Source organism: Ramlibacter tataouinensis TTB310 (assembly GCF_000215705.1).
GTDB lineage: Bacteria > Pseudomonadota > Gammaproteobacteria > Burkholderiales > Burkholderiaceae_C > Ramlibacter > Ramlibacter tataouinensis.
On sequence record NC_015677.1, the window covers coordinates 355,042 to 372,996 of the forward strand.

Sequence of the window (17,955 nt, forward strand, 5' to 3'; positions counted from 1 at the left end):
GTCAGAGCACGACCTTGACCATCGGGTGGGTGGACAGCGTGCGGTAGAGCTCGTCCAGCTGCTCGCGGCTGGTGGCGTTGATCGTGATGGTCACGCCCAGGTAGTTGCCGGCCTTGCTGTCGCGCAGCTCGATGCTGGACGCGTCGAAGCCCGGGTCGAAGCGCTGCGCGATGTGGGTGACGGCGTGGACGAAGCCGTCCACCTTGGCGCCCATCACCTTGATGGGAAAGCGCGACGGGTAGTCGATCAGGGAATCCTTGCGCGGATCGGTGGGCGGCGTGGCGGAGGAGGTGGTCATGGTCAGGAGGACTGCTTGGCGCGCTGGTAGAGCGCGTACAGCTGCTGGTAGATGGGGCCGGGCCGGCCGCTTCCAATGGGCCGGCCGTCCAGGCGGGTGACCGGCAGCACCTCCTTGGTGGCCGAGGACAGCATCAGCTCGTCGGCCGCGAACACCTCCTCGCGCGGGATGCGGCGCAGCTGGAAGCCGACGCCGGCATCGCGGCACAGCTGCTCGATCAGGCCGTAGCGTATGCCTTCCAGCACCAGATGGTCGCGCGGCGCGCCCATCACCACGCCGTCCTGGACCACCCACACGTTGGACGCGGCGGCCTCGCTCAGGAAGCCGTCGCGGAACATCACCGTCTCCGCCGCGCCCTCGTCGGCGCTGAGCTGGCGCGACAGCACGGCGCCGGCCAGGCTGATGCTCTTGATGTGCGCCTTCTCCCAGCGAAAGTCGTCCGCCGTGACGCAGGCCACGCCCTCGCTGCGGTCGCCGGGCTTGGCCGGGCTCATGCGGTTGCTCATCGCGAACACCGTGGGGGTGACGCCCTGCACCATCACATGGTCGCGCATGGCCACGCCGCGGGTGACCTGCAGGTAGACCAGCTGATCCAGGCTTTCCGCCTTTGCCCCGCAGGATCGGGCGTAGGCATCGATCAGCTTCATGACCAGCTCGCGCCACTGCGCCGCGCTCAGGGGATTGGCGATGCGCAGCTCGCCCAGGCTGCGGCCCAGGCGGGCCGTGTGCTCCTCGAAGCGGAACGGCCGCCCGCCGTACACCGGCACCACCTCGTACACGCCGTCGCCGAAGATGAAGCCGCGGTCCATGACGCTTACCTTGGCATCGCGCAGGGTGGTGAACTCGCCGTTCAGGTAGCAGGGCAGGGCGGGGAGGGCAGCGTCGGTCATGCGTGGATTGTCGCGGTTTGCAAAACACCCGTGACCCGCCTGAAGCCGAGCTCGCAGCTCAGGCTCGCGGAATCGTCGTGGTTTCTACCTATAATCAGTGGCTTTGTCGAAATTCAGGACCCAAGGCGCGGGCTGCGAACGATGACAACCAGGCCGGCGCCTCCTGATGCGGAGGACGAGCCCCCCATCACGCCGCTGAACGCCGAACAGGCACGTCAGCTGCGCGAGCGCCACCCATCAGTCTCCCCCTGGTGGGTGGTGTCGGGGCAGTTCGCGGTGGCGCTCGTGGCGGCCTTGGCCGCCTGGGCCTGGACCGGGAGGCACAACGTCGGTTGGTCGGTGGCCTATGGCGCGCTGGCCGTGGCGGTGCCGGCCGGCGTGTTCGCGCGGGCGCTGGCCCGGCGGACCGCCCGGGGCGGCGGCGTCGGTGCCGGGCTGCTGGCGTGGGAGCTGGTCAAGATCGGCCTGACCGTGGCCTTGCTGGCGGCGGCGCCCCGTGTGGTGGCGCAGCTGGACTGGCTGGGCTTGCTGGCGGGCGTGGTCCTGGCGACGAAGGTGTATTGGGTGGCGCTGGCCGTGTGGCGGGCGCCCAGGGCGAATTGAGAACTGAAAGAGCCATGGCTGCCGAAAACGGACCGAACGCAGGCGAGTACATCCAGCACCACCTGCAGCACCTGCAGAAGAACTTCTCGTTCGAGAGCGTGCAGCAGACATCCATCGTCGACTTCAGCGTCTTCAACCTCGACTCCGTCTTCTATTCGGTGGTGCTGGGCATCATCGGCTGCTTCATCCTGTGGCGCGCCGCGCGCCGCGCCACCTCGGGCGTGCCGGGCCGCTTCCAGGCCGCGGTGGAGATCCTGGCCGAGATGGTGGAGACCCAGGCCCGGGGCGTGATCCACAACGAGAAGAGCCGCAAGCTGGTCTCGCCGCTGGCGCTCACGGTGTTCGTCTGGATCTTCCTGATGAACTTCATGGACATGCTGCCGGTGGACCTGCTGCCGCAGATCTGGCACACGGCGGGGCCCGCGCTGGGCTTCAAGGACTACATGCGGGTGGTGCCCACGGCCGACCTGTCCACCACCTTGGGCCTGTCGGTGAGCGTGCTGCTGGTGTGCCTGGCCTACAACATCAAGATCAAGGGCCTGGGCGGCTGGGGCCACGAGCTGATCTCCGCGCCCTTCGGCGCCCATCCGCTGCTGTGGCCGTTCAACTTCGCCATGCAGATGATCGAATTCCTGGCCAAGACCGTCTCGCACGGCATGCGGCTGTTCGGCAACATGTTCGCCGGCGAACTCGTGTTCATGCTGATCGCGCTGATGGGCGGCGTGTGGGCCTGGCAGTTCAACCCGCTGTCCGGCGGCTTCTGGCTGGGTGTCGGCCACGTCGCCGCCGGCACGGTGTGGACGCTGTTCCACATCCTGATCATCACGCTGCAGGCCTTCATCTTCATGATGCTGACGCTGATCTACGTGGGCCAGGCGCACGACGCGCACTGATCAAAAGAACCAACGCTTCCCTTCCCTTCCTTTCCTTTTTCCACTTTCTTACTAGGAGCAATCATGGAAAACATCCTCGGTCTCGTCGCGCTGGCTTGCGGCATCATCGTCGGCCTGGGCGCCATCGGCGCCTCCATCGGCATCGCGCTGATGGGCGGCAAGTACCTCGAGTCCTCGGCCCGCCAGCCGGAGCTGATGAACGAGCTGCAGACCAAGATGTTCATTCTGGCCGGCCTGATCGACGCGGCCTTCCTGATCGGCGTGGCCATCGCCCTGCTGTTCGCCTTCGCCAACCCCTTCGTCCTGCGCTGATCCCGGCCGCCGGGGCCACGACGGAAAGGACCGTTCCGTGAATATCAACGCGACACTGTTCCTGCAGGCGATCGTCTTCGCGATCCTTGTGTGGTTCACGATGCGCTACATCTGGCCGCCGATCGCCACGGCGCTCGACGAGCGCGCCCGCAAGATCGCCGAGGGCCTGGCCGCCGCCGACAAGGCCAAGGCCGACCTCGCCGCGGCCGACCGCCGCGTCGAGGAGGAGCTGGCCCGCGCCCGCACCGAGACCGCCACGCTGCGCGCCGACGCCGAGCGCCGCGCCCAGGCCACCATCGAGGAGGCCAAGGCGCGCGCCACGGAGGAAGGCAACAAGATCATCGCCGCCGCCCGCGCCGAGGCCGAGCAGCAGACCGTCAAGGCCCGCGAGGCCCTGCGCGAGCAGGTCGCCGCCCTGGCCGTCAAGGGCGCCGAGCAGATCCTGCGCCGCGAGGTCAATGCCGGCGTGCACGCCGAGCTGCTCAACCGGCTGAAGACCGAGCTGTAGACATGGCTGAACTCGCCACCATTGCCCGCCCGTACGCCGAGGCGCTGTTCGAGTCGTCCAAGGCCGATCTGAACGGCACCGCGCAGTGGCTGGACGCGCTGGCGGCCGTGGCCGGCAACGCCCAGCTGCTGGACTTCGCGGCCAACCCCCGGGTCACCGACCAGCAGGTCTTCGACCTCACCGTCGGCGTGGCCAGGGTTGAATTGCCGCCGGCGGCCCGCAACTTCCTGCGCACCGTCATCGAGAACGGCCGCCTGGCCGCGCTGCCCGAGGTCGCCGCCCAGTTCCGCGCGCTGAAGAACTCGCAGGGCGGCTCGTCGGACGCGGTGGTCTACAGCGCGTTCCCGATCCCGGCCGCCTCGCTGGCCGAGGTCGCCGGGGTGCTGGAGAGGCGCTTTCGCCGCAAGCTCAACCTCACCGTGCAGGAAGACCCGTCCCTGATCGGCGGGATCCGCGTGGTGGTCGGCGACGAGGTGCTGGACACCTCGGTGCGCGCCCGCCTCGAACAGATGAAAGTCGCGCTCACCGCCTGAAGCCCTCACCGGCGTCGGCCCGCAAACCTTAACTAGGAAAGAGTCATGCAACTCAATCCCGCTGAAATTTCCGAATTGATCAAGAGCCGGATCGAGGGCCTGGCCGCCAGCGCCGACATCCGCAACCAGGGCACGGTGATCTCCGTGACCGACGGCATCGTCCGCATCCACGGCCTCTCGGAAGCCATGGCCGGCGAGATGCTGGAGTTCCCGCCCACGCCCGACGGCACGCCGACCTTCGGCCTGGCCCTGAACCTCGAGCGCGACTCCGTCGGCGCGGTGATCCTGGGCGAGTACGAGCACATCTCCGAGGGCGACACCGTCAAGTGCACGGGCCGCATCCTGGAAGTGCCCGTGGGCCCCGAGCTGGTGGGCCGCGTGGTCAACGCCCTGGGCCAGCCGATCGACGGCAAGGGCCCGATCAACGCCAAGCTGACCGACGTGATCGAGAAGGTCGCCCCGGGCGTGATCGCGCGCAAGTCGGTGGACCAGCCGGTGCAGACCGGCCTGAAGTCGATCGACGCCATGGTGCCCATCGGCCGCGGCCAGCGCGAGCTGATCATCGGCGACCGCCAGACCGGCAAGTCCGCCGTCGCGGTCGACACGATCATCAACCAGAAGGGTCAGAACATGACCTGCGTGTACGTCGCCATCGGGCAGAAGGCGTCCACGATCAAGAACATCGTGCGCTCGCTCGAAGCCAACGGCGCGATGGAGTACACCATCGTCGTCGCCGCCTCGGCCTCCGAGTCGGCCGCCATGCAGTACGTCTCGGCGTACTCCGGCTGCACCATGGGCGAGTACTTCCGCGACCGCGGCCAGGACGCGCTGATCATCTATGACGACCTGTCCAAGCAGGCCGTCGCCTACCGCCAGGTGTCGCTGCTGCTGCGCCGCCCGCCGGGCCGCGAAGCCTACCCCGGCGACGTGTTCTACCTCCACAGCCGCCTGCTGGAGCGCGCCGCGCGCGTGAACGCCGACTACGTGGAAGCCTTCACCAAGGGCCAGGTGAAGGGCAGGACCGGCTCGCTCACGGCCCTGCCGATCATCGAGACGCAGGCCGGCGACGTGTCCGCCTTCGTGCCGACCAACGTGATCTCGATCACCGACGGCCAGATCTTCCTGGAGACCAGCCTGTTCAACGCCGGCATCCGTCCCGCCATCAACGCCGGCATCTCGGTGTCGCGCGTGGGCGGCGCCGCCCAGACCAAGCTGATCAAGTCGCTGTCCGGCGGCATCCGTACCGACCTGGCGCAGTACCGCGAGCTGGCCGCCTTCGCGCAGTTCGCGTCCGACCTGGACGCCGCCACGCGCAAGCAGCTGGACCGCGGCGCCCGCGTGACCGAGCTGCTCAAGCAGCCGCAGTACAGCCCGCTGCCCATCTCGCTGATGGCCGCTTCGCTGTTCGCGGTGAACAAGGGCTTCTTCGACGACGTGGACGTCAAGAGGGTGCTGGCCTTCGAATCCGGCCTGCACGGCTGGCTGAAGGACAAGAACGCCGGCCTGCTGGCCAAGCTGGAGAAGGACAAGGCCATGGACAAGGACGCCGAGGCCGAGCTGACCTCCGCCATCCAGGCCTTCAAGAAAACCTTCGCTTAAGGAACTGCCATGGCAGCCGGCAAGGAAATCCGCGGCAAGATCAAGTCGGTGGAGAACACCAAGAAGATCACCAAGGCCATGGAGATGGTCGCCGCCTCCAAGATGCGCAAGGCGCAGGAGCGGATGCGTTCCGCCCGGCCCTACAGCGAGAAGGTCCGCAACATCGCCGCCAACCTCGGCAAGGCCAACCCGGAGTACACGCACGCGTTCATGAAGACGAACGACGTGAAGGCTGCGGGCATCATCGTGGTCTCTACCGACAAGGGCCTGTGCGGCGGGCTCAACACCAACGTGCTGCGCGCCGTGACGCAGAAGCTGCGCGAGCTGCAGGGCGGCGGCACAGCGGTGCAGACCGTGGCCATCGGCAACAAGGGCTTCGGCTTCCTGAACCGCATCGGCGCGGCGGTGGTGTCGCATGTCACCCAGCTGGGCGACACGCCGCACCTGGAGCGCCTGATCGGGCCGGTGAAGGTGCTGCTGGACCAGTACGCCGAAGGCAAGCTGAACGCGGTGTACATCTCGTACACCAAGTTCATCAACACCATGCGCCAGGAGCCCGTGCTGGAGCAGCTGCTGCCCCTGTCCGCCGCGAAGATGCAGGCCGAGTCCGCCGCCAGCGCCAGCGCCGGCGAGCACGGCTGGGACTACATCTACGAGCCGGACGCCCGCAGCGTCATCGACGAGCTGCTGCTGCGCTACGTCGAGGCGCTGGTCTACCAGGCGGTGGCCGAGAACATGGCGTCCGAGCAGTCGGCCCGCATGGTGGCCATGAAGGCCGCCACCGACAACGCCGGCAACCTCATCGGCGAGCTCAAGCTGGTCTACAACAAGACGCGCCAGGCCGCGATCACGAAAGAGCTTTCGGAGATCGTGTCGGGTGCGGCGGCCGTTTAAATATTCGGAGCAAACAACATGGCTCAAATCCAAGGAAAGATCGTCCAGTGCATCGGCGCCGTCGTGGACGTCGAGTTCCCGCGCGACCACATGCCGCGCGTGTACGACGCACTGAAGATGGAAGGCACCGCGCTGACGCTGGAAGTGCAGCAGCAGCTGGGTGACGGCGTGGTGCGCACCATCGCGCTGGGCTCGTCCGACGGCCTGCGCCGCGGCTCCATGGTCTACAACACCGGCGCGCCGATCACCGTGCCGGTGGGCAAGGCCACGCTGGGCCGCATCATGGACGTGCTGGGCAACCCGATCGACGAGCGCGGCCCCGTGGACCAGCAGCTCACGGCCGCCATCCACCGCAGGGCCCCCGCGTACGACGAGCTGTCCCCCTCGCAGGAACTGCTGGAGACCGGCATCAAGGTGATCGACCTGATCTGCCCGTTCGCCAAGGGCGGCAAGGTGGGCCTGTTCGGCGGCGCCGGCGTCGGCAAGACCGTGAACATGATGGAGCTGATCAACAACATCGCCAAGGCCCACTCCGGCCTGTCGGTGTTCGCCGGCGTGGGGGAGCGCACCCGCGAGGGGAACGACTTCTACCACGAGATGGCCGACTCCGGCGTGGTGAAGCTGGACAACCTGGCCGAGTCGAAAGTGGCCATGGTGTACGGCCAGATGAACGAGCCCCCGGGCAACCGCCTGCGCGTGGCGCTGACGGGCCTGACGATCGCTGAGTCCTTCCGTGATGAAGGACGTGACGTTCTCTTCTTCGTCGACAACATCTACCGCTACACGCTGGCCGGCACCGAGGTGTCGGCGCTGCTGGGCCGCATGCCCTCTGCCGTGGGCTACCAGCCGACGCTGGCCGAGGAGATGGGCCGCCTGCAGGAGCGCATCACCTCCACCAAGGTGGGCTCCATCACCTCCATCCAGGCCGTGTACGTGCCCGCGGACGACCTGACCGACCCGTCGCCCGCCACCACCTTCGCCCACCTGGACGCCACCGTGGTGCTGTCGCGCGACATCGCCGCGCTGGGCATCTACCCCGCCGTGGACCCGCTGGACTCCACCAGCCGCCAGGTCGACCCGAACGTGGTCGGCGAGGACCACTACAGCACCACCCGCTCGGTGCAGGCCACCCTGCAGCGCTACAAGGAACTGCGCGACATCATCGCGATCCTGGGCATGGACGAACTCTCGCCCGAGGACAAGCTGGCCGTGGCCCGCGCCCGCAAGATCCAGCGCTTCCTGTCCCAGCCCTTCCACGTGGCCGAGGTGTTCACCGGCTCGCCCGGCAAGTACGTGCCGCTGGCCGAGACCATCCGCGGCTTCAAGATGATCGTGGCCGGCGAGTGCGACCACCTGCCCGAGCAGGCCTTCTACATGGTCGGCACCATCGACGAGGCCTTCGAGAAGGCCAAGAAGCTGGCAGCCTGAGCATGGTCGACAGCACGCACACCATCCACGTCGACGTGGTGAGCGCCGAGGAGTCGATCTTCTCGGGCGAGGCGCGCTTCGTCGCGCTGCCCGGCGAGGCCGGCGAGCTCGGCATCTACCCGCGCCACACGCCGCTGATCACGCGCGTGCGGCCCGGCTCCGTGCGCATCGAGAAGGCCGACGGCGGCGAGGAGTTCGTGTTCGTGGCCGGCGGCATCCTGGAGGTGCAGCCCAATCGCGTCACCGTGCTCTCGGACACCGCCATCCGCGGCAAGGACCTGGACGAGCAGAAGGCCACCGAAGCCCGCCAGGCCGCCGAAGAGGCGCTGAAGAACGCCAAGAGCGAGATCGACATCGCCAAGGCGCAGTCCGAGCTGGCCGTCATGGCCGCCCAGATCGCGGCCCTGCGCAAGTACCGCCAGAAGAAATAACCAGCAGGCGGCGAACCCGACAAGAACGCGCTAAAAACCCGCGCACTCGAGCCCCGGCCGCAAGTCCGGGGCTTTTTTCCTGGGGCCGCACGGGGCCGCGCTACTTCCCGGAGGGCGCCGCCTTCTCCAGCGCCGCGCGGGCGCGCCGCGCCGCCTCGGCCTGGCCGCGTTCGGACAGCGTGTCCGCCACGCTGCGCAGCTGCTGCGCCGTCAGGCCCACGTTCATGCTGATGCGCATGTGCGCCTGCAGCTGCGGTTCCACGCCGGGCATCGCGGCCAGTGCGCCCACGGTGGCCAGTTCGCGGCTGCGCCAATCCAGGTTGTCGCGCCCGAAGATGTCGCCGAACAGATGCGTCTTCAGGTACTCGTCGATGGCCGGCGCGAACTCGAACAGCGGCCCGCGCACGGGTGCACCCGAGAGCCTGGTCTGGTTGGCCGTGCCCAGGGCGAGCAGTTCCTTGCCGGTCGGCACAGGCCCCGGCGCACGGCCGGGGGCATCCTGCACGCCGCGCTGGCGCCGCGCGTCCAGCACCTTCATCAGCTCGCCCAGTGCGTTCAGGCTGCGCGGGAACCCCGCGTAGGCATACAGCTGGACCAGGATCTCCTTGGCGTCGCTGATGGCCAGCCCCGCGTCCAGCCCTTCGTCCAGCGCGGCTGCCAGCCGAGGCATGTCGCCCAGCGCCATGGCCGCGCCGATGGGGGCGATGGCTTGCTGCCTGCGCGGCAGCGGGGTGTTCGCGTCCGGGGTCGCGGCCGCCGGCGCGGGTTGCGCGGCAGCGCCGCCGCTTCCCGGCAACGCGACCCAGGCGAGGGCTGCCCCGAGGATTGCGCGCCGGCCGGCCAGGTCAGTGGGCGTTGTATTGCTCGTCATCGACTTTCTCCATCCAGGTCACGTTCCTGCCGTCCGCCGTGCCCGTCACGGCCAGGTGGGTCATCGCCGTGGTCGGGCCCGCCCCGTGCCAGTGCTTGACGCCGGGCGGGCACCAGACGACGTCGCCGGGGCGGATCGCCTGCACGGGCCTGCCCCATTCCTGCGTGAGGCCCACGCCGGAGGTGACCACCAGCCGCTGGCCCGCGGGGTGCGTGTGCCAGGCCGAGCGCGCGCCCGGCTCGAAGGTGACGAATGCCCCCGAGGCATTGATGCTGCCGTCTGAGGGCCAGACGGGATCCACCCGCACGCGGCCGGTGAAGAACTCGGCCGGGCCGGCGGCCGAGGCCTGGCTGCCGGCGCGGGTGATCTCCTGCGCCGCGGCGCCGGTGGCCTGCGCGATGGCGACCTGCGCCGGTGCCACCTGCAGCAGCGCCGCGCAGGCCGTGGCGGCCAGGAGCTTTGCTTTCGTCCTCATCGTCTTCCTTTCGTGAATCAAGCCGTTGGCGGCCGCAGCCGGCGGCCGCTGCCCACCGCCAGCGAGGCGAGCACGAGCAGGGCCGCGCCGCCGGCGAACGTCGCCATGATGGAAAAGCGGTCGAGCAGCCAGCCGCCGAATGCCGCGCCCAGCATGATGGCCAGCTGGATCGCGGCCACCATGAGGCCGCCGCCGGCCTCGGGCTCGTCGCCCACGCCGTGCGCCAGCCAGTTGGACCAGCACACGGGGATCGCGGCATTGAGCGTGCCCCAGGCCGCCATCGCCGCTCCCGCGGCCCCCAGCACCTGGCCGCCGGCCAGCAGGGCGAGCGTCACGGCCGCCAGGGCCAGCGGCAGGCCGCCCAGCAGCCCGTAGAGGTGGCGCCGCAGCAGCGCCGTGGCCAGGGAGGTGCCGGCGAAACCGGCCACGCCCAGGCCCAGCAGCAGCATCGACAGCTGCGGCAAGGACGCGCGGGTCACCGTTTCCAAAAAGGGCCGCAAGTAGGTGAAGGTGGTGAACGCGCCGCCGAAGGAGAGCATCACGCCCAGCATCGCGAACGCCACGTTGCGCCGCCGCAGCAACCCCAGCACGCGCCCGAGGGGGACCGCCGCCTGCGGCCGCATCGCGGGCAGGCTGGTCCACTGCCACGCCAGGTTCAAGGCCGCCAACGGCACCAGCAGCCAGAACACGCCGCGCCAGCCGATCAGGCCCCCGAGCAGGCTGCCCACCGGCGCCGCCACCGCCGTCGCCACGGCGTTGCCCATGTACAGCAGGCCCATGGCGCGCGGCAGGGAGGCGCGCGGCACGAGGCGCATCACGGTCGCGGTCGACAGCGCCCAGAAGCCGCCCACGGTCACGCCCAGGAGGGCCCGTGCCGCCATCAGCAGCGCGAAGCTGGGCGCCAGCGCGATGAGCACGAGGGACGCGAGCATGCAGCCCGTGAGGGCCGTCAGCACCAGCCGCCGGTCGAACCGGCCGGCGATGGGCGCGATCAGCAGGCTGGTCAGCACGGCGAACAAGCCGGAGATGGAAATCGCCTGGCCGGCCATGCCGTCGGTCGCTCCCAGGTCGCGGGCGATCGGCGTCAGGAGGCTGACGGGCATGAACTCGGCGGCGATGAGCAGGGCGACGCACATCGTCATCGAGCCCACGGCGCCCCGGGTGCCTCGGGCCGCGGGCAGGCCGGCCGGGTGTGCTTGCGCGGAGGGTGTCGTTGGCATGGGGCCATGGTAGGGACGGACCTGCGCGCGCGGACTGCCGGCGGCCGCACGACGCCATGAGGACTGCTCATGAATCGCGGCCTCCTAGAATGGATGAGGCCCCCAGCACCCATCCCATGCCCCGCGAGAACCTCAACGACCTGCTCGCCTTCCTCGCGGTGGCGCAGGAGCGCAGCTTCACCCGCGCTGCCGCCAAGCTCGGGGTGTCGCAGTCGGCGCTGAGCCACACCCTTCGCGCGCTCGAAACCCGCCTGGGCGTGCGGCTGCTGACGCGCACCACGCGCAGCGTGTCGCCCACGGAGGCGGGCGAGCGCCTGATGCAGACCGTGGCGCCACGGCTGGAGGAGATCGAGGCCGAGATCGCTGCCGTCAGCGACCTGGGGGACCGTCCCTCGGGCACGATCCGCATCACGGCGATCGACCACGTCATCGACACGGTGCTGTGGCCCCGGCTGGTCGGCGTGCTGCAGCAGTACCCCGACGTGCGCGTGGAACTGAGCGCCGAGTACCGCATGGTGGACATTGCGGCCGAGCGCTACGACATCGGCGTGCGCTACGGCGACCAGGTGCAGAAGGACATGGTGGCGGTGCGGCTCACGCCGGACGTTCCCATGACCATCGTCGGCTCGCCGCGCTACTTCCGCACGCACAAGCTGCCCACGCGCGTGCAGGACCTGGTGCGCCACAACTGCATCACGCTGCGGCTGACCGGGGGCGGCATGTATGCCTGGGAACTGCGCGACGGCGGCCGCGACGTCGAGGTGCGCGTCGAGGGGCAGGTGACCTTCAACGGTGCCTACCAGATGCTCCATGCCGCGCTGGACGGCTATGGCCTGGCCTTCCTGCCGGTCGACATGACGCAGCCGCACGTCGACGCCGGCCGCCTGGTGCGCGTGATGGACGACTGCTGCCCGAACTTCCCCGGGCTGCACGCGTACTACCCCAGCCGCCGGAACTCGTCGCGCGCGCTGCGGCTGGTGATCGAGGCGATCAGGCTGAAGGCCTGATCGCGGTCACAACAGCTTGTCCGGCGTGGCCGGCAGCTGGCGGATGCGCCTGCCGGTGGCGTGGTGGATCGCGTTGAGGATCGCCGGCGCGACCCCCACCATCGCGATCTCGCCCAGGCCCTTGACGCCCAGCGGGTTGAGGTGCGGGTCCTCCTCCGGCACGAAGATCACCTCCATGACCGGCGGCGCATCGGCATGGACCGGAACGGCGTACTCGGCCAGGTTCGCGTTCGGCATGCGCCCGTTGCGGCCGTCCACGACCGAGTGCTCCATCAGCGCCATGCCGATGCCGCCGATCATGCCGCCGATGCACTGGCTGCGGGCCAGCTTCGGGTTGATGACGCGCCCCGCGCCGTAGGCGCCCACCATGCGCCGCACGCGGGTCTCGCCCAGGTCGGGGTCGACGGCCACTTCCACGAAGACGGCGCCGAATGCGTGCTTGGAAAAGCCCTTGCTCTGCTCGTCGGGTGCGGCGGACTCGGTGGCCTCCACGGGCCGTCCCAGCCTGCGCATGGCTTCGCCGACGTCGGCGATGTCGCCGCCGATCCCGGCCCGTGCGAGGGCGTCCTGCCGCACCTTGCGGCACGCGGCCTGGACGGCGCTGCCCACGCTGGCCATGGTCATCGAGCCGCCGTGCACCGGTGCCCTGGGCAGCCGGGTGTCGCCGAGCATGAAGCGCACGCGGTCCATGGGCAGGCCCAGCGTTTCGGCGGCCACCTGCGTCATCGAGGTCCAGGTGCCCGGCCCCATGTCGCTGGACGCGGTGCTCACCTCCGCCGTGCCGTCGGGCAGGAGCCGGGCGCGGGCCGACGCGGGCGCGAAGTTCATCGGGTAGGTGGCCGTGGCCATGCCCCAGCCGATCAGCCAACGACCGTCGCGCATCGACCCGGTGGCCGGGTTGCGCCGGCTCCAGCCGAAGCGCTCGGCCGCCAGCCGGTAGGCCTCGCGCGTGGCGCGGCTGGAGAACGGCAGGTTGCGGAACTCGTCGCGCTGCGGCTCGTTGCGCAGCCGCAGTTCCACCGGATCGATCCCCAGCTGCGCGGCCAGCTCGTCCATCGCGCACTCCAGCGCGAACACGCCGCTGGCTTCGCCGGGCGCGCGCATGTACGTGGGGGTGTGCACGCTCAGCCGCGCGATGCGGTGCCGCGTGGACACGTTCGGGCAGGAGTGGAGGACGCGGGTGGCGTTCAGCAGGGCCTCGGAGAACTCCTCGTAGGTGGACGTCTCCTGCCATCCGTCGTGCACGATCGCCTGCAGCCTGCCATCTGGCGACGCGCCCAGCGCCACCCGCTGCACCGTGTGCGGCCGGTAGCCGGTGCCGTAGTACATCTCCCGGCGCGACAGCACCAGCTTCACGGGCCGGCCGGTGGCGCGTGCGCCGAGGGCGGCCAGCGTCACGTGGGGCCAGGTGCGCAGCCCCGAACCGAACGCGCCGCCGACGAAGGGCGACACCACGCGGATGTTGGCGGCGGGAGTGCCGAACACCGCCCCGATCTCGTCGGCCACGTTGTGCACCCACTGGGTCTTGTCCCACAGCGTGAGGCGCTCGCCCTCCCAGGCGGCGATGGTGGCGTGCAGTTCGATCGGGTTGTGGTGCTCCCGCGGGATCACGTACTGCTGGTCGACCTTGCGCGGCGCGGCCGCGAGCGCTGCGTCGGGATCGCCCCGCCGCGTTTGCGGCGGCGTGGCGGCGCCCTGGTCCGTCTTCTCCTGGGTAGGCAGCACCGGCCCGGCCTTGGACACGTCCAGCACCGCCGGCTCGGAGGCATAGGTGGCGCGCACCAGGCTCGCGGCGTGCTGCGCCTGCTCGAGCGTCTGCGCGACGACCAGGGCGATGGGCTGGCCCTGGTGGTGCACGCGCTCGTCCTGCAGCACGTGCAGGCGTTCGCCCTGGGCCGGGTCGGTCGCGCCCTTGTGCGGCCGGTAGGGCAGGCGCGGCGTGTTCCGGTGGGTGAGCACGGCGATGACGCCGGGCGCGCGCTCGGCGCGAGCCGTCTCGATCGCGGAAATCCGTCCGCGCGCGATGGTGCTGCGCACCACGGCCGCATGCGCGAGGTTGGGGGCCTGGAACTCGGCGGCGTAGCTGGCGCGGCCGGTGACCTTCAGGCGCCCGTCGACCCGGCTCGCGGGTTGCCCGATGGCGCTGGTGCTGGTGCTGGTGCTGGTGCTGGTGCTGGTGCTGGTGCTGGTGCTGGTGCTGGTGCTGGTGCTGGTGCTGGTGCTCATGCGCGTTCTCCCGCGGTCTCGATGGCCCGCACGATGGCGCGCTGCATCAGCTCGATCTTGAAGTCGTTGTGCCCGCGCCCCTGGGCGCCTTGGGCCGCCAGCCGCGCCGCCTGCCGCAGCGCATCGCGCTGCAGCGCCGCGCCGGCAAGCGCCGCTTCGACCTGCGGCAGGCGCCAGGGCTTGGTGCCCACCCCGCCGACGGCCACGCGCGCCTGCCCGATCCGGCCATCGGGCCGCAGGTCCAGGGCCACCGCGGCCGAGACGACGGCGAACTCGAAGGACGCCCGGTCGCGCACCTTGAGGTAGTGCGAGCGGCGCGCTGCCGGATGCGCCGGCAGGGTGATGGCCGCGATGACCTCGCCGGGGCGCAGGTCCGCCTCCAGGTGCGGCGTCGATCCGGGGAGCCGGTGGAAGTCGCGCAGCGGCACCTGGCGTTCGCCCCGCGCGCCGCGCAGGTGCACGACGGCATCGAGCGCGACCAGCGCCACGGCCAGGTCGGACGCATGGGTGGCGATGCAGGCGTCGCTGCCGCCGAGCACGGCATTCCAGCGGTTCTCGCCGCCCAGGGCCGCGCAGCCGGAGCCGGGCTGGCGCTTGTTGCATTCGGCATAGCCGGTGTCGCGGAAGTAGGGGCAGCGCGTGCGCTGCAGCAGGTTGCCGCCGATCGTGGCCACGTTGCGGACCTGCGGGCTGGCCGAGTTCAGCAGCGCTTCGCTCACCACGGGAAACTGCCGGGCCATCTCGGGATGCGCGGCCGCGGCCGCCATCGTGGCGCCGGCTCCCAGGCGCACGCCACCCGGCGTGACCTCGATGCCGCAGTCGAGGAGCCGGCCCAGGCTGACCAGGCGCGCGGGGCGGCGCACGTCCTCCTGCAGCAGCTGGACCATGTCGGTCCCGCCGGCGATGTATTCGGTGGCCGCGTCATTGCGGCCCGCCTGCGCGCGCAGCGCAAGGGCGGCGGCCAGGGTCTGCGGGCGCTCGAGCGTGAACGGGTGCATGCCTCAGCCCCCCTGCCTGCGGCCGGCGGCGTCCTGGATGGCGAGGACGATGTGGTCGTACGCGCCGCAGCGGCAGAGGTTGCCGCTCATCCAGTCGCGGATCTCCTGCGGCGAGCCCGCGTGGCCTTCCGCGATGCAGGCCACCCCGGCCATGATCTGTCCCGAGGTGCAGTAGCCGCACTGGAAGGCGTCGCGCTCGATGAAGGCGGCCTGCAGCGGGTGCAGCTGTTCGCCTTGCGCGAGGCCTTCGATGGTGGTGACCTCGCGGCCTTCGGCCAGCGCGGCCAGCGACAGGCACGACTTCACCCGCTGCCCGTCCATCAGCACCGTGCACGCGCCGCACTGGCCGAGGCCGCAGCCCTTCTTGGCACCGGTCAGGTGCAGGTGCTCGCGCAGGGCGTCGAGCAGCGTCGTTCGCGGGTCCAACTGGAGGCGGTGCTCGGCCCCGTTGATGCGCAGCACGACCGGGAGGGCGCCTGCGGCGGCGGGCTCGCGTTCGCGCGACTGCGCCTGGGCCGGCGCAGCGCCGGCCAGGAGCGGGGCGGCCGCCGCCGCGGCGCCGGTGGCGGCCGTTGCCTTCAGCACGTCGCGGCGGCGCACCTGTGTCGGTGCGGCCGGTGCAGTCTCATCGTTGTCGGTCATGGGAGAGCCCTTCGGTTCTGGCGCTTGCGGAAGCGGCCAATCTACGCGCCTCTCCCGGCTTGCGGGCCGGTCCGGCGCGATTGCCGTTATGCGCCGCATTCATGAACGCCGGACACCGAAGAGCTCGGGCGACCCCCGGCAGTGTGTATCCATTTGCTAAGCCTTCGATGAGCCATGTGCACTGCAAAGCTGAGCTAATTGACTGTCAGATGTGTCCTACGTTCGCGTAGGACAAAAGCGCGACAGTAACCAGCTCTCACGGTCCCACACAGTTCCACACTTGAGCTTTACGTACCGTCGCCTGCTCTAGCTCAACAGGAAGAACAGCATGAAGCGTGGTGAGGGCATGCCGGCACCGGCAGGGTGGCCAACCGGAGGAAAACACAAGGGAAGCCGTGCGCGCTGGCACCTGCGTGCCGCGTCGGCGCTGGCCTTGGCAGCGCTGTTGGCCGGGTGCGGCGGCGGCGGAGGCGGTGGTGCGGACGGCAGCGCTTCCTCGACGGCCGGCGGCCCGGCCAGCGTGCCCGACGTGGCGGCACAGCCCACCTCGCTGGCCGACGCCTCGCGCCTGGCCGACCAGGCCAGCTTCGGCGCCACCGAGGCGATGCTGCAGGCGATCATGGCCGACGGTCCGGCGCGCTGGGTCGCGCAGCAGATGCGCGCCGACGTCTCGCGCTACACGCGCGGCGGCAGCGACGCCATCCACCGCTACACCGGCCGCGACTACTGCGCCGACAACAACCTGGGCGCCAGCTGCTGGGCCGACAACTACTCGCACGAGCCGCTGGCGTCGGACTTCTTCCGCAACGCGGTGAGCCGGCCCGACCAGCTGCGCCAGCGGGTGGCGCTCGCGCTGCAGCAGATCCTGGTGGTCTCGTCGCTGGAGGTGGAGGGCACCTACGGCCTGCGCCACTACCAGAACCTGTTCCTGGCGCATGCCTTCGGCAACTGGCGCACGGTGCTGGAGAAGGTCGCGCTGTCACCGCTGATGGGCGACTACCTGAACAACCTGAACAACGACAGGACCGACCCCAACGAGAACTTCGCGCGCGAGCTGCTGCAGCTGTTCTCGCTGGGCACCTGCGAGCTGGAGGCCGACGGCAACCTGCGCGGCGGCGCCTGCCAGCCGACCTACGACAACGCCCAGGTGCGCGCCTATGCCTACGCCCTGACCGGCTGGACCTATCCCGCGGGTGGGGCCTCCCCCTGGTGCCAGGGCACGGGCGGTCCCGACGGCAACTGCCGCTACTACCAGGGCGACATGGTGCCGCGCCCCGGCGCACACGACGACCAGCCGCGCGCCTTGCTGTCGGGCGTGACGCTGCCGGCCGGCCGCGGCGCGCCTGCGGCCCTTCAGGGGGTGCTGGACAGCCTGATGGCCCATCCCAACATCGGCCCCTTCATCGGCCGCCAGCTGATCCAGCACCTGGTAACCAGCAATCCCTCGCCGGCCTACGTGCGGCGCGTCGCCACCGCCTTCGACACCGGCCGCCACGCGCCTTTCGGCTCGGGCACCAAGGGCGACCTGCAGGCCACCGTCGCCGCCGTGCTGCTCGACCCGGAGGCGCGCGGCGACTCGGCCGGCGCCCAGGCCGGGCGGCTGCGCGAGCCGGTGCAGTACTTCGCCGGCGTGCTGCGCGCGCTGGGCGGCCAGACCGACGGCAGGGTGCTGACCTGGTCGTGGGGCGCCGACCTGGGCCAGCACGTGTTCCGCCCGTCCTCGGTGTTCAACTTCTACCCGCCCGACTACCCGGTGGCCGGCACGGCGCTGCAAGGCCCGCAGTTCGGCATCCTCAACGCCGGCAGCGGCCTGGCGCGCATCAACTACCTCAATTTCCTGCTGTACTGGGGCGGCGCGGCGCCCAGCGCCGGCATGGCCGACGCACTGGGCACGCGGGTGGACCTCCAGGCCTTCGAGGCCGATGCGGCCGACCCGGCCCGGCTGGTCGACCGCATGCTGCGGCTGGCGGTGGGCGGGCGCATGAGCCCGGCCGGGCGCCAGGCCATCATCGACGCGGTGGCCGCCTGGGACAGCCGCGCCGGCGCCCCGGCCTACCTGCACGAGCGCATCAAGACCGCCGCCTACCTGGTGTTCGCCTCGCCGCACTACCAGGTCACCCGCTGAAC

19 protein-coding genes are annotated in these 17,955 nt (G+C 70.4%); 11 read left to right on the forward strand and 8 right to left on the reverse strand.

The window, feature by feature from the left end; translation table 11 throughout:
* Position 1 precedes the first annotated feature (1 nt).
* Both RTA_RS01765 and RTA_RS01770 read right to left on the reverse strand, forming a co-directional pair.
* Positions 2 to 298: a YbeD family protein gene (locus RTA_RS01765; RefSeq protein ID WP_013899656.1), complete on the reverse strand. Its 297-nt coding sequence runs from the start codon at positions 296 to 298 to the stop codon at positions 2 to 4.
* 2 nt (positions 299 to 300) lie between these two features.
* Positions 301 to 1,188: a D-amino acid aminotransferase gene (locus tag RTA_RS01770; protein ID WP_041674956.1), complete on the reverse strand. Its 888-nt coding sequence runs from the start codon at positions 1,186 to 1,188 to the stop codon at positions 301 to 303.
* A gap of 141 nt (positions 1,189 to 1,329) precedes the next feature.
* On the opposite strand from RTA_RS01770, the gene RTA_RS01775 reads away from it, so the two are divergent.
* From RTA_RS01775 to RTA_RS01815, 9 genes are all read left to right on the forward strand, one after another.
* Positions 1,330 to 1,791 carry an ATP synthase subunit I gene (locus tag RTA_RS01775; RefSeq protein ID WP_041674957.1) on the forward strand — a complete coding sequence of 154 codons (462 nt, stop codon included), beginning with the start codon at positions 1,330 to 1,332 and terminating at the stop codon, positions 1,789 to 1,791.
* A gap of 14 nt (positions 1,792 to 1,805) precedes the next feature.
* Complete coding sequence (atpB, locus tag RTA_RS01780) at positions 1,806 to 2,684, forward strand: F0F1 ATP synthase subunit A (protein WP_041674958.1); 879 nt, start codon at positions 1,806 to 1,808, stop codon at positions 2,682 to 2,684.
* A 63-nt stretch (positions 2,685 to 2,747) separates the two neighbouring features.
* Complete coding sequence (gene atpE / locus RTA_RS01785) at positions 2,748 to 2,996, forward strand: F0F1 ATP synthase subunit C (RefSeq protein WP_013899660.1); 249 nt, start codon at positions 2,748 to 2,750, stop codon at positions 2,994 to 2,996.
* Between the two features lie 37 nt (positions 2,997 to 3,033).
* Positions 3,034 to 3,504, forward strand: coding sequence for a F0F1 ATP synthase subunit B (locus tag RTA_RS01790; RefSeq protein WP_013899661.1), 471 nt, complete (start codon positions 3,034 to 3,036; stop codon positions 3,502 to 3,504).
* 2 nt (positions 3,505 to 3,506) lie between these two features.
* Positions 3,507 to 4,037 carry a F0F1 ATP synthase subunit delta gene (locus RTA_RS01795; protein WP_013899662.1) on the forward strand — a complete coding sequence of 177 codons (531 nt, stop codon included), beginning with the start codon at positions 3,507 to 3,509 and terminating at the stop codon, positions 4,035 to 4,037.
* Between the two features lie 45 nt (positions 4,038 to 4,082).
* Complete coding sequence (gene atpA / locus RTA_RS01800; protein WP_013899663.1) at positions 4,083 to 5,636, forward strand: F0F1 ATP synthase subunit alpha; 1,554 nt, start codon at positions 4,083 to 4,085, stop codon at positions 5,634 to 5,636.
* Between the two features lie 9 nt (positions 5,637 to 5,645).
* Positions 5,646 to 6,530 (forward strand): F0F1 ATP synthase subunit gamma, encoded by an 885-nt coding sequence (gene atpG, locus RTA_RS01805; protein ID WP_013899664.1) that lies wholly within the window; start codon positions 5,646 to 5,648, stop codon positions 6,528 to 6,530.
* 18 nt (positions 6,531 to 6,548) lie between these two features.
* A complete protein-coding gene (atpD, locus tag RTA_RS01810) occupies positions 6,549 to 7,958 on the forward strand; it encodes a F0F1 ATP synthase subunit beta (RefSeq protein ID WP_013899665.1) in 1,410 nt (469 codons plus the stop codon).
* Positions 7,959 to 7,960: 2 nt separating this feature from the next.
* Complete coding sequence (locus RTA_RS01815; RefSeq protein ID WP_013899666.1) at positions 7,961 to 8,389, forward strand: F0F1 ATP synthase subunit epsilon; 429 nt, start codon at positions 7,961 to 7,963, stop codon at positions 8,387 to 8,389.
* A 100-nt stretch (positions 8,390 to 8,489) separates the two neighbouring features.
* Here the strand turns inward: RTA_RS01815 and RTA_RS01820 are convergent, their stop codons facing one another.
* The 3 genes from RTA_RS01820 to RTA_RS01830 are packed head-to-tail and all read right to left on the reverse strand — an operon-like array spanning position 8,490 to position 10,955.
* A complete protein-coding gene (locus RTA_RS01820) occupies positions 8,490 to 9,260 on the reverse strand; it encodes a carboxymuconolactone decarboxylase family protein (protein ID WP_013899667.1) in 771 nt (256 codons plus the stop codon).
* On the reverse strand, positions 9,235 to 9,735 hold the full coding sequence (locus RTA_RS01825) for a (R)-mandelonitrile lyase (RefSeq protein WP_013899668.1): 501 nt from the start codon (positions 9,733 to 9,735) through the stop codon (positions 9,235 to 9,237). Before RTA_RS01825 ends, RTA_RS01820 begins: the two co-directional genes overlap by 26 nt.
* 17 nt (positions 9,736 to 9,752) lie before the next feature.
* Positions 9,753 to 10,955 carry an MFS transporter gene (locus RTA_RS01830; protein WP_081466183.1) on the reverse strand — a complete coding sequence of 401 codons (1,203 nt, stop codon included), beginning with the start codon at positions 10,953 to 10,955 and terminating at the stop codon, positions 9,753 to 9,755.
* 116 nt (positions 10,956 to 11,071) lie between these two features.
* Here RTA_RS01830 and RTA_RS01835 point away from each other — a divergent pair, with 116 nt between their 5' ends.
* Positions 11,072 to 11,962, forward strand: a complete 891-nt coding sequence (locus tag RTA_RS01835) for a LysR family transcriptional regulator (RefSeq protein ID WP_041675901.1) — start codon at positions 11,072 to 11,074, stop codon at positions 11,960 to 11,962.
* Between the two features lie 6 nt (positions 11,963 to 11,968).
* Here RTA_RS01835 and RTA_RS01840 read toward each other — a convergent pair whose 3' ends face one another.
* The 3 genes from RTA_RS01840 to RTA_RS01850 are packed head-to-tail and all read right to left on the reverse strand — an operon-like array spanning position 11,969 to position 15,828.
* Entirely contained in the window at positions 11,969 to 14,188 is a 2,220-nt protein-coding gene (locus RTA_RS01840; RefSeq protein ID WP_013899671.1) for a xanthine dehydrogenase family protein molybdopterin-binding subunit, read from the reverse strand.
* A complete protein-coding gene (locus tag RTA_RS01845) occupies positions 14,185 to 15,186 on the reverse strand; it encodes an FAD binding domain-containing protein (protein WP_013899672.1) in 1,002 nt (333 codons plus the stop codon). The genes RTA_RS01840 and RTA_RS01845 overlap by 4 nt, the downstream gene beginning before the upstream one ends.
* A 3-nt stretch (positions 15,187 to 15,189) precedes the next feature.
* A complete protein-coding gene (locus RTA_RS01850; protein WP_013899673.1) occupies positions 15,190 to 15,828 on the reverse strand; it encodes a (2Fe-2S)-binding protein in 639 nt (212 codons plus the stop codon).
* A gap of 433 nt (positions 15,829 to 16,261) precedes the next feature.
* On the opposite strand from RTA_RS01850, the gene RTA_RS01855 reads away from it, so the two are divergent.
* On the forward strand, positions 16,262 to 17,953 hold the full coding sequence (locus RTA_RS01855; RefSeq protein ID WP_226986100.1) for a DUF1800 domain-containing protein: 1,692 nt from the start codon (positions 16,262 to 16,264) through the stop codon (positions 17,951 to 17,953).
* Positions 17,954 to 17,955 lie beyond the last annotated feature (2 nt).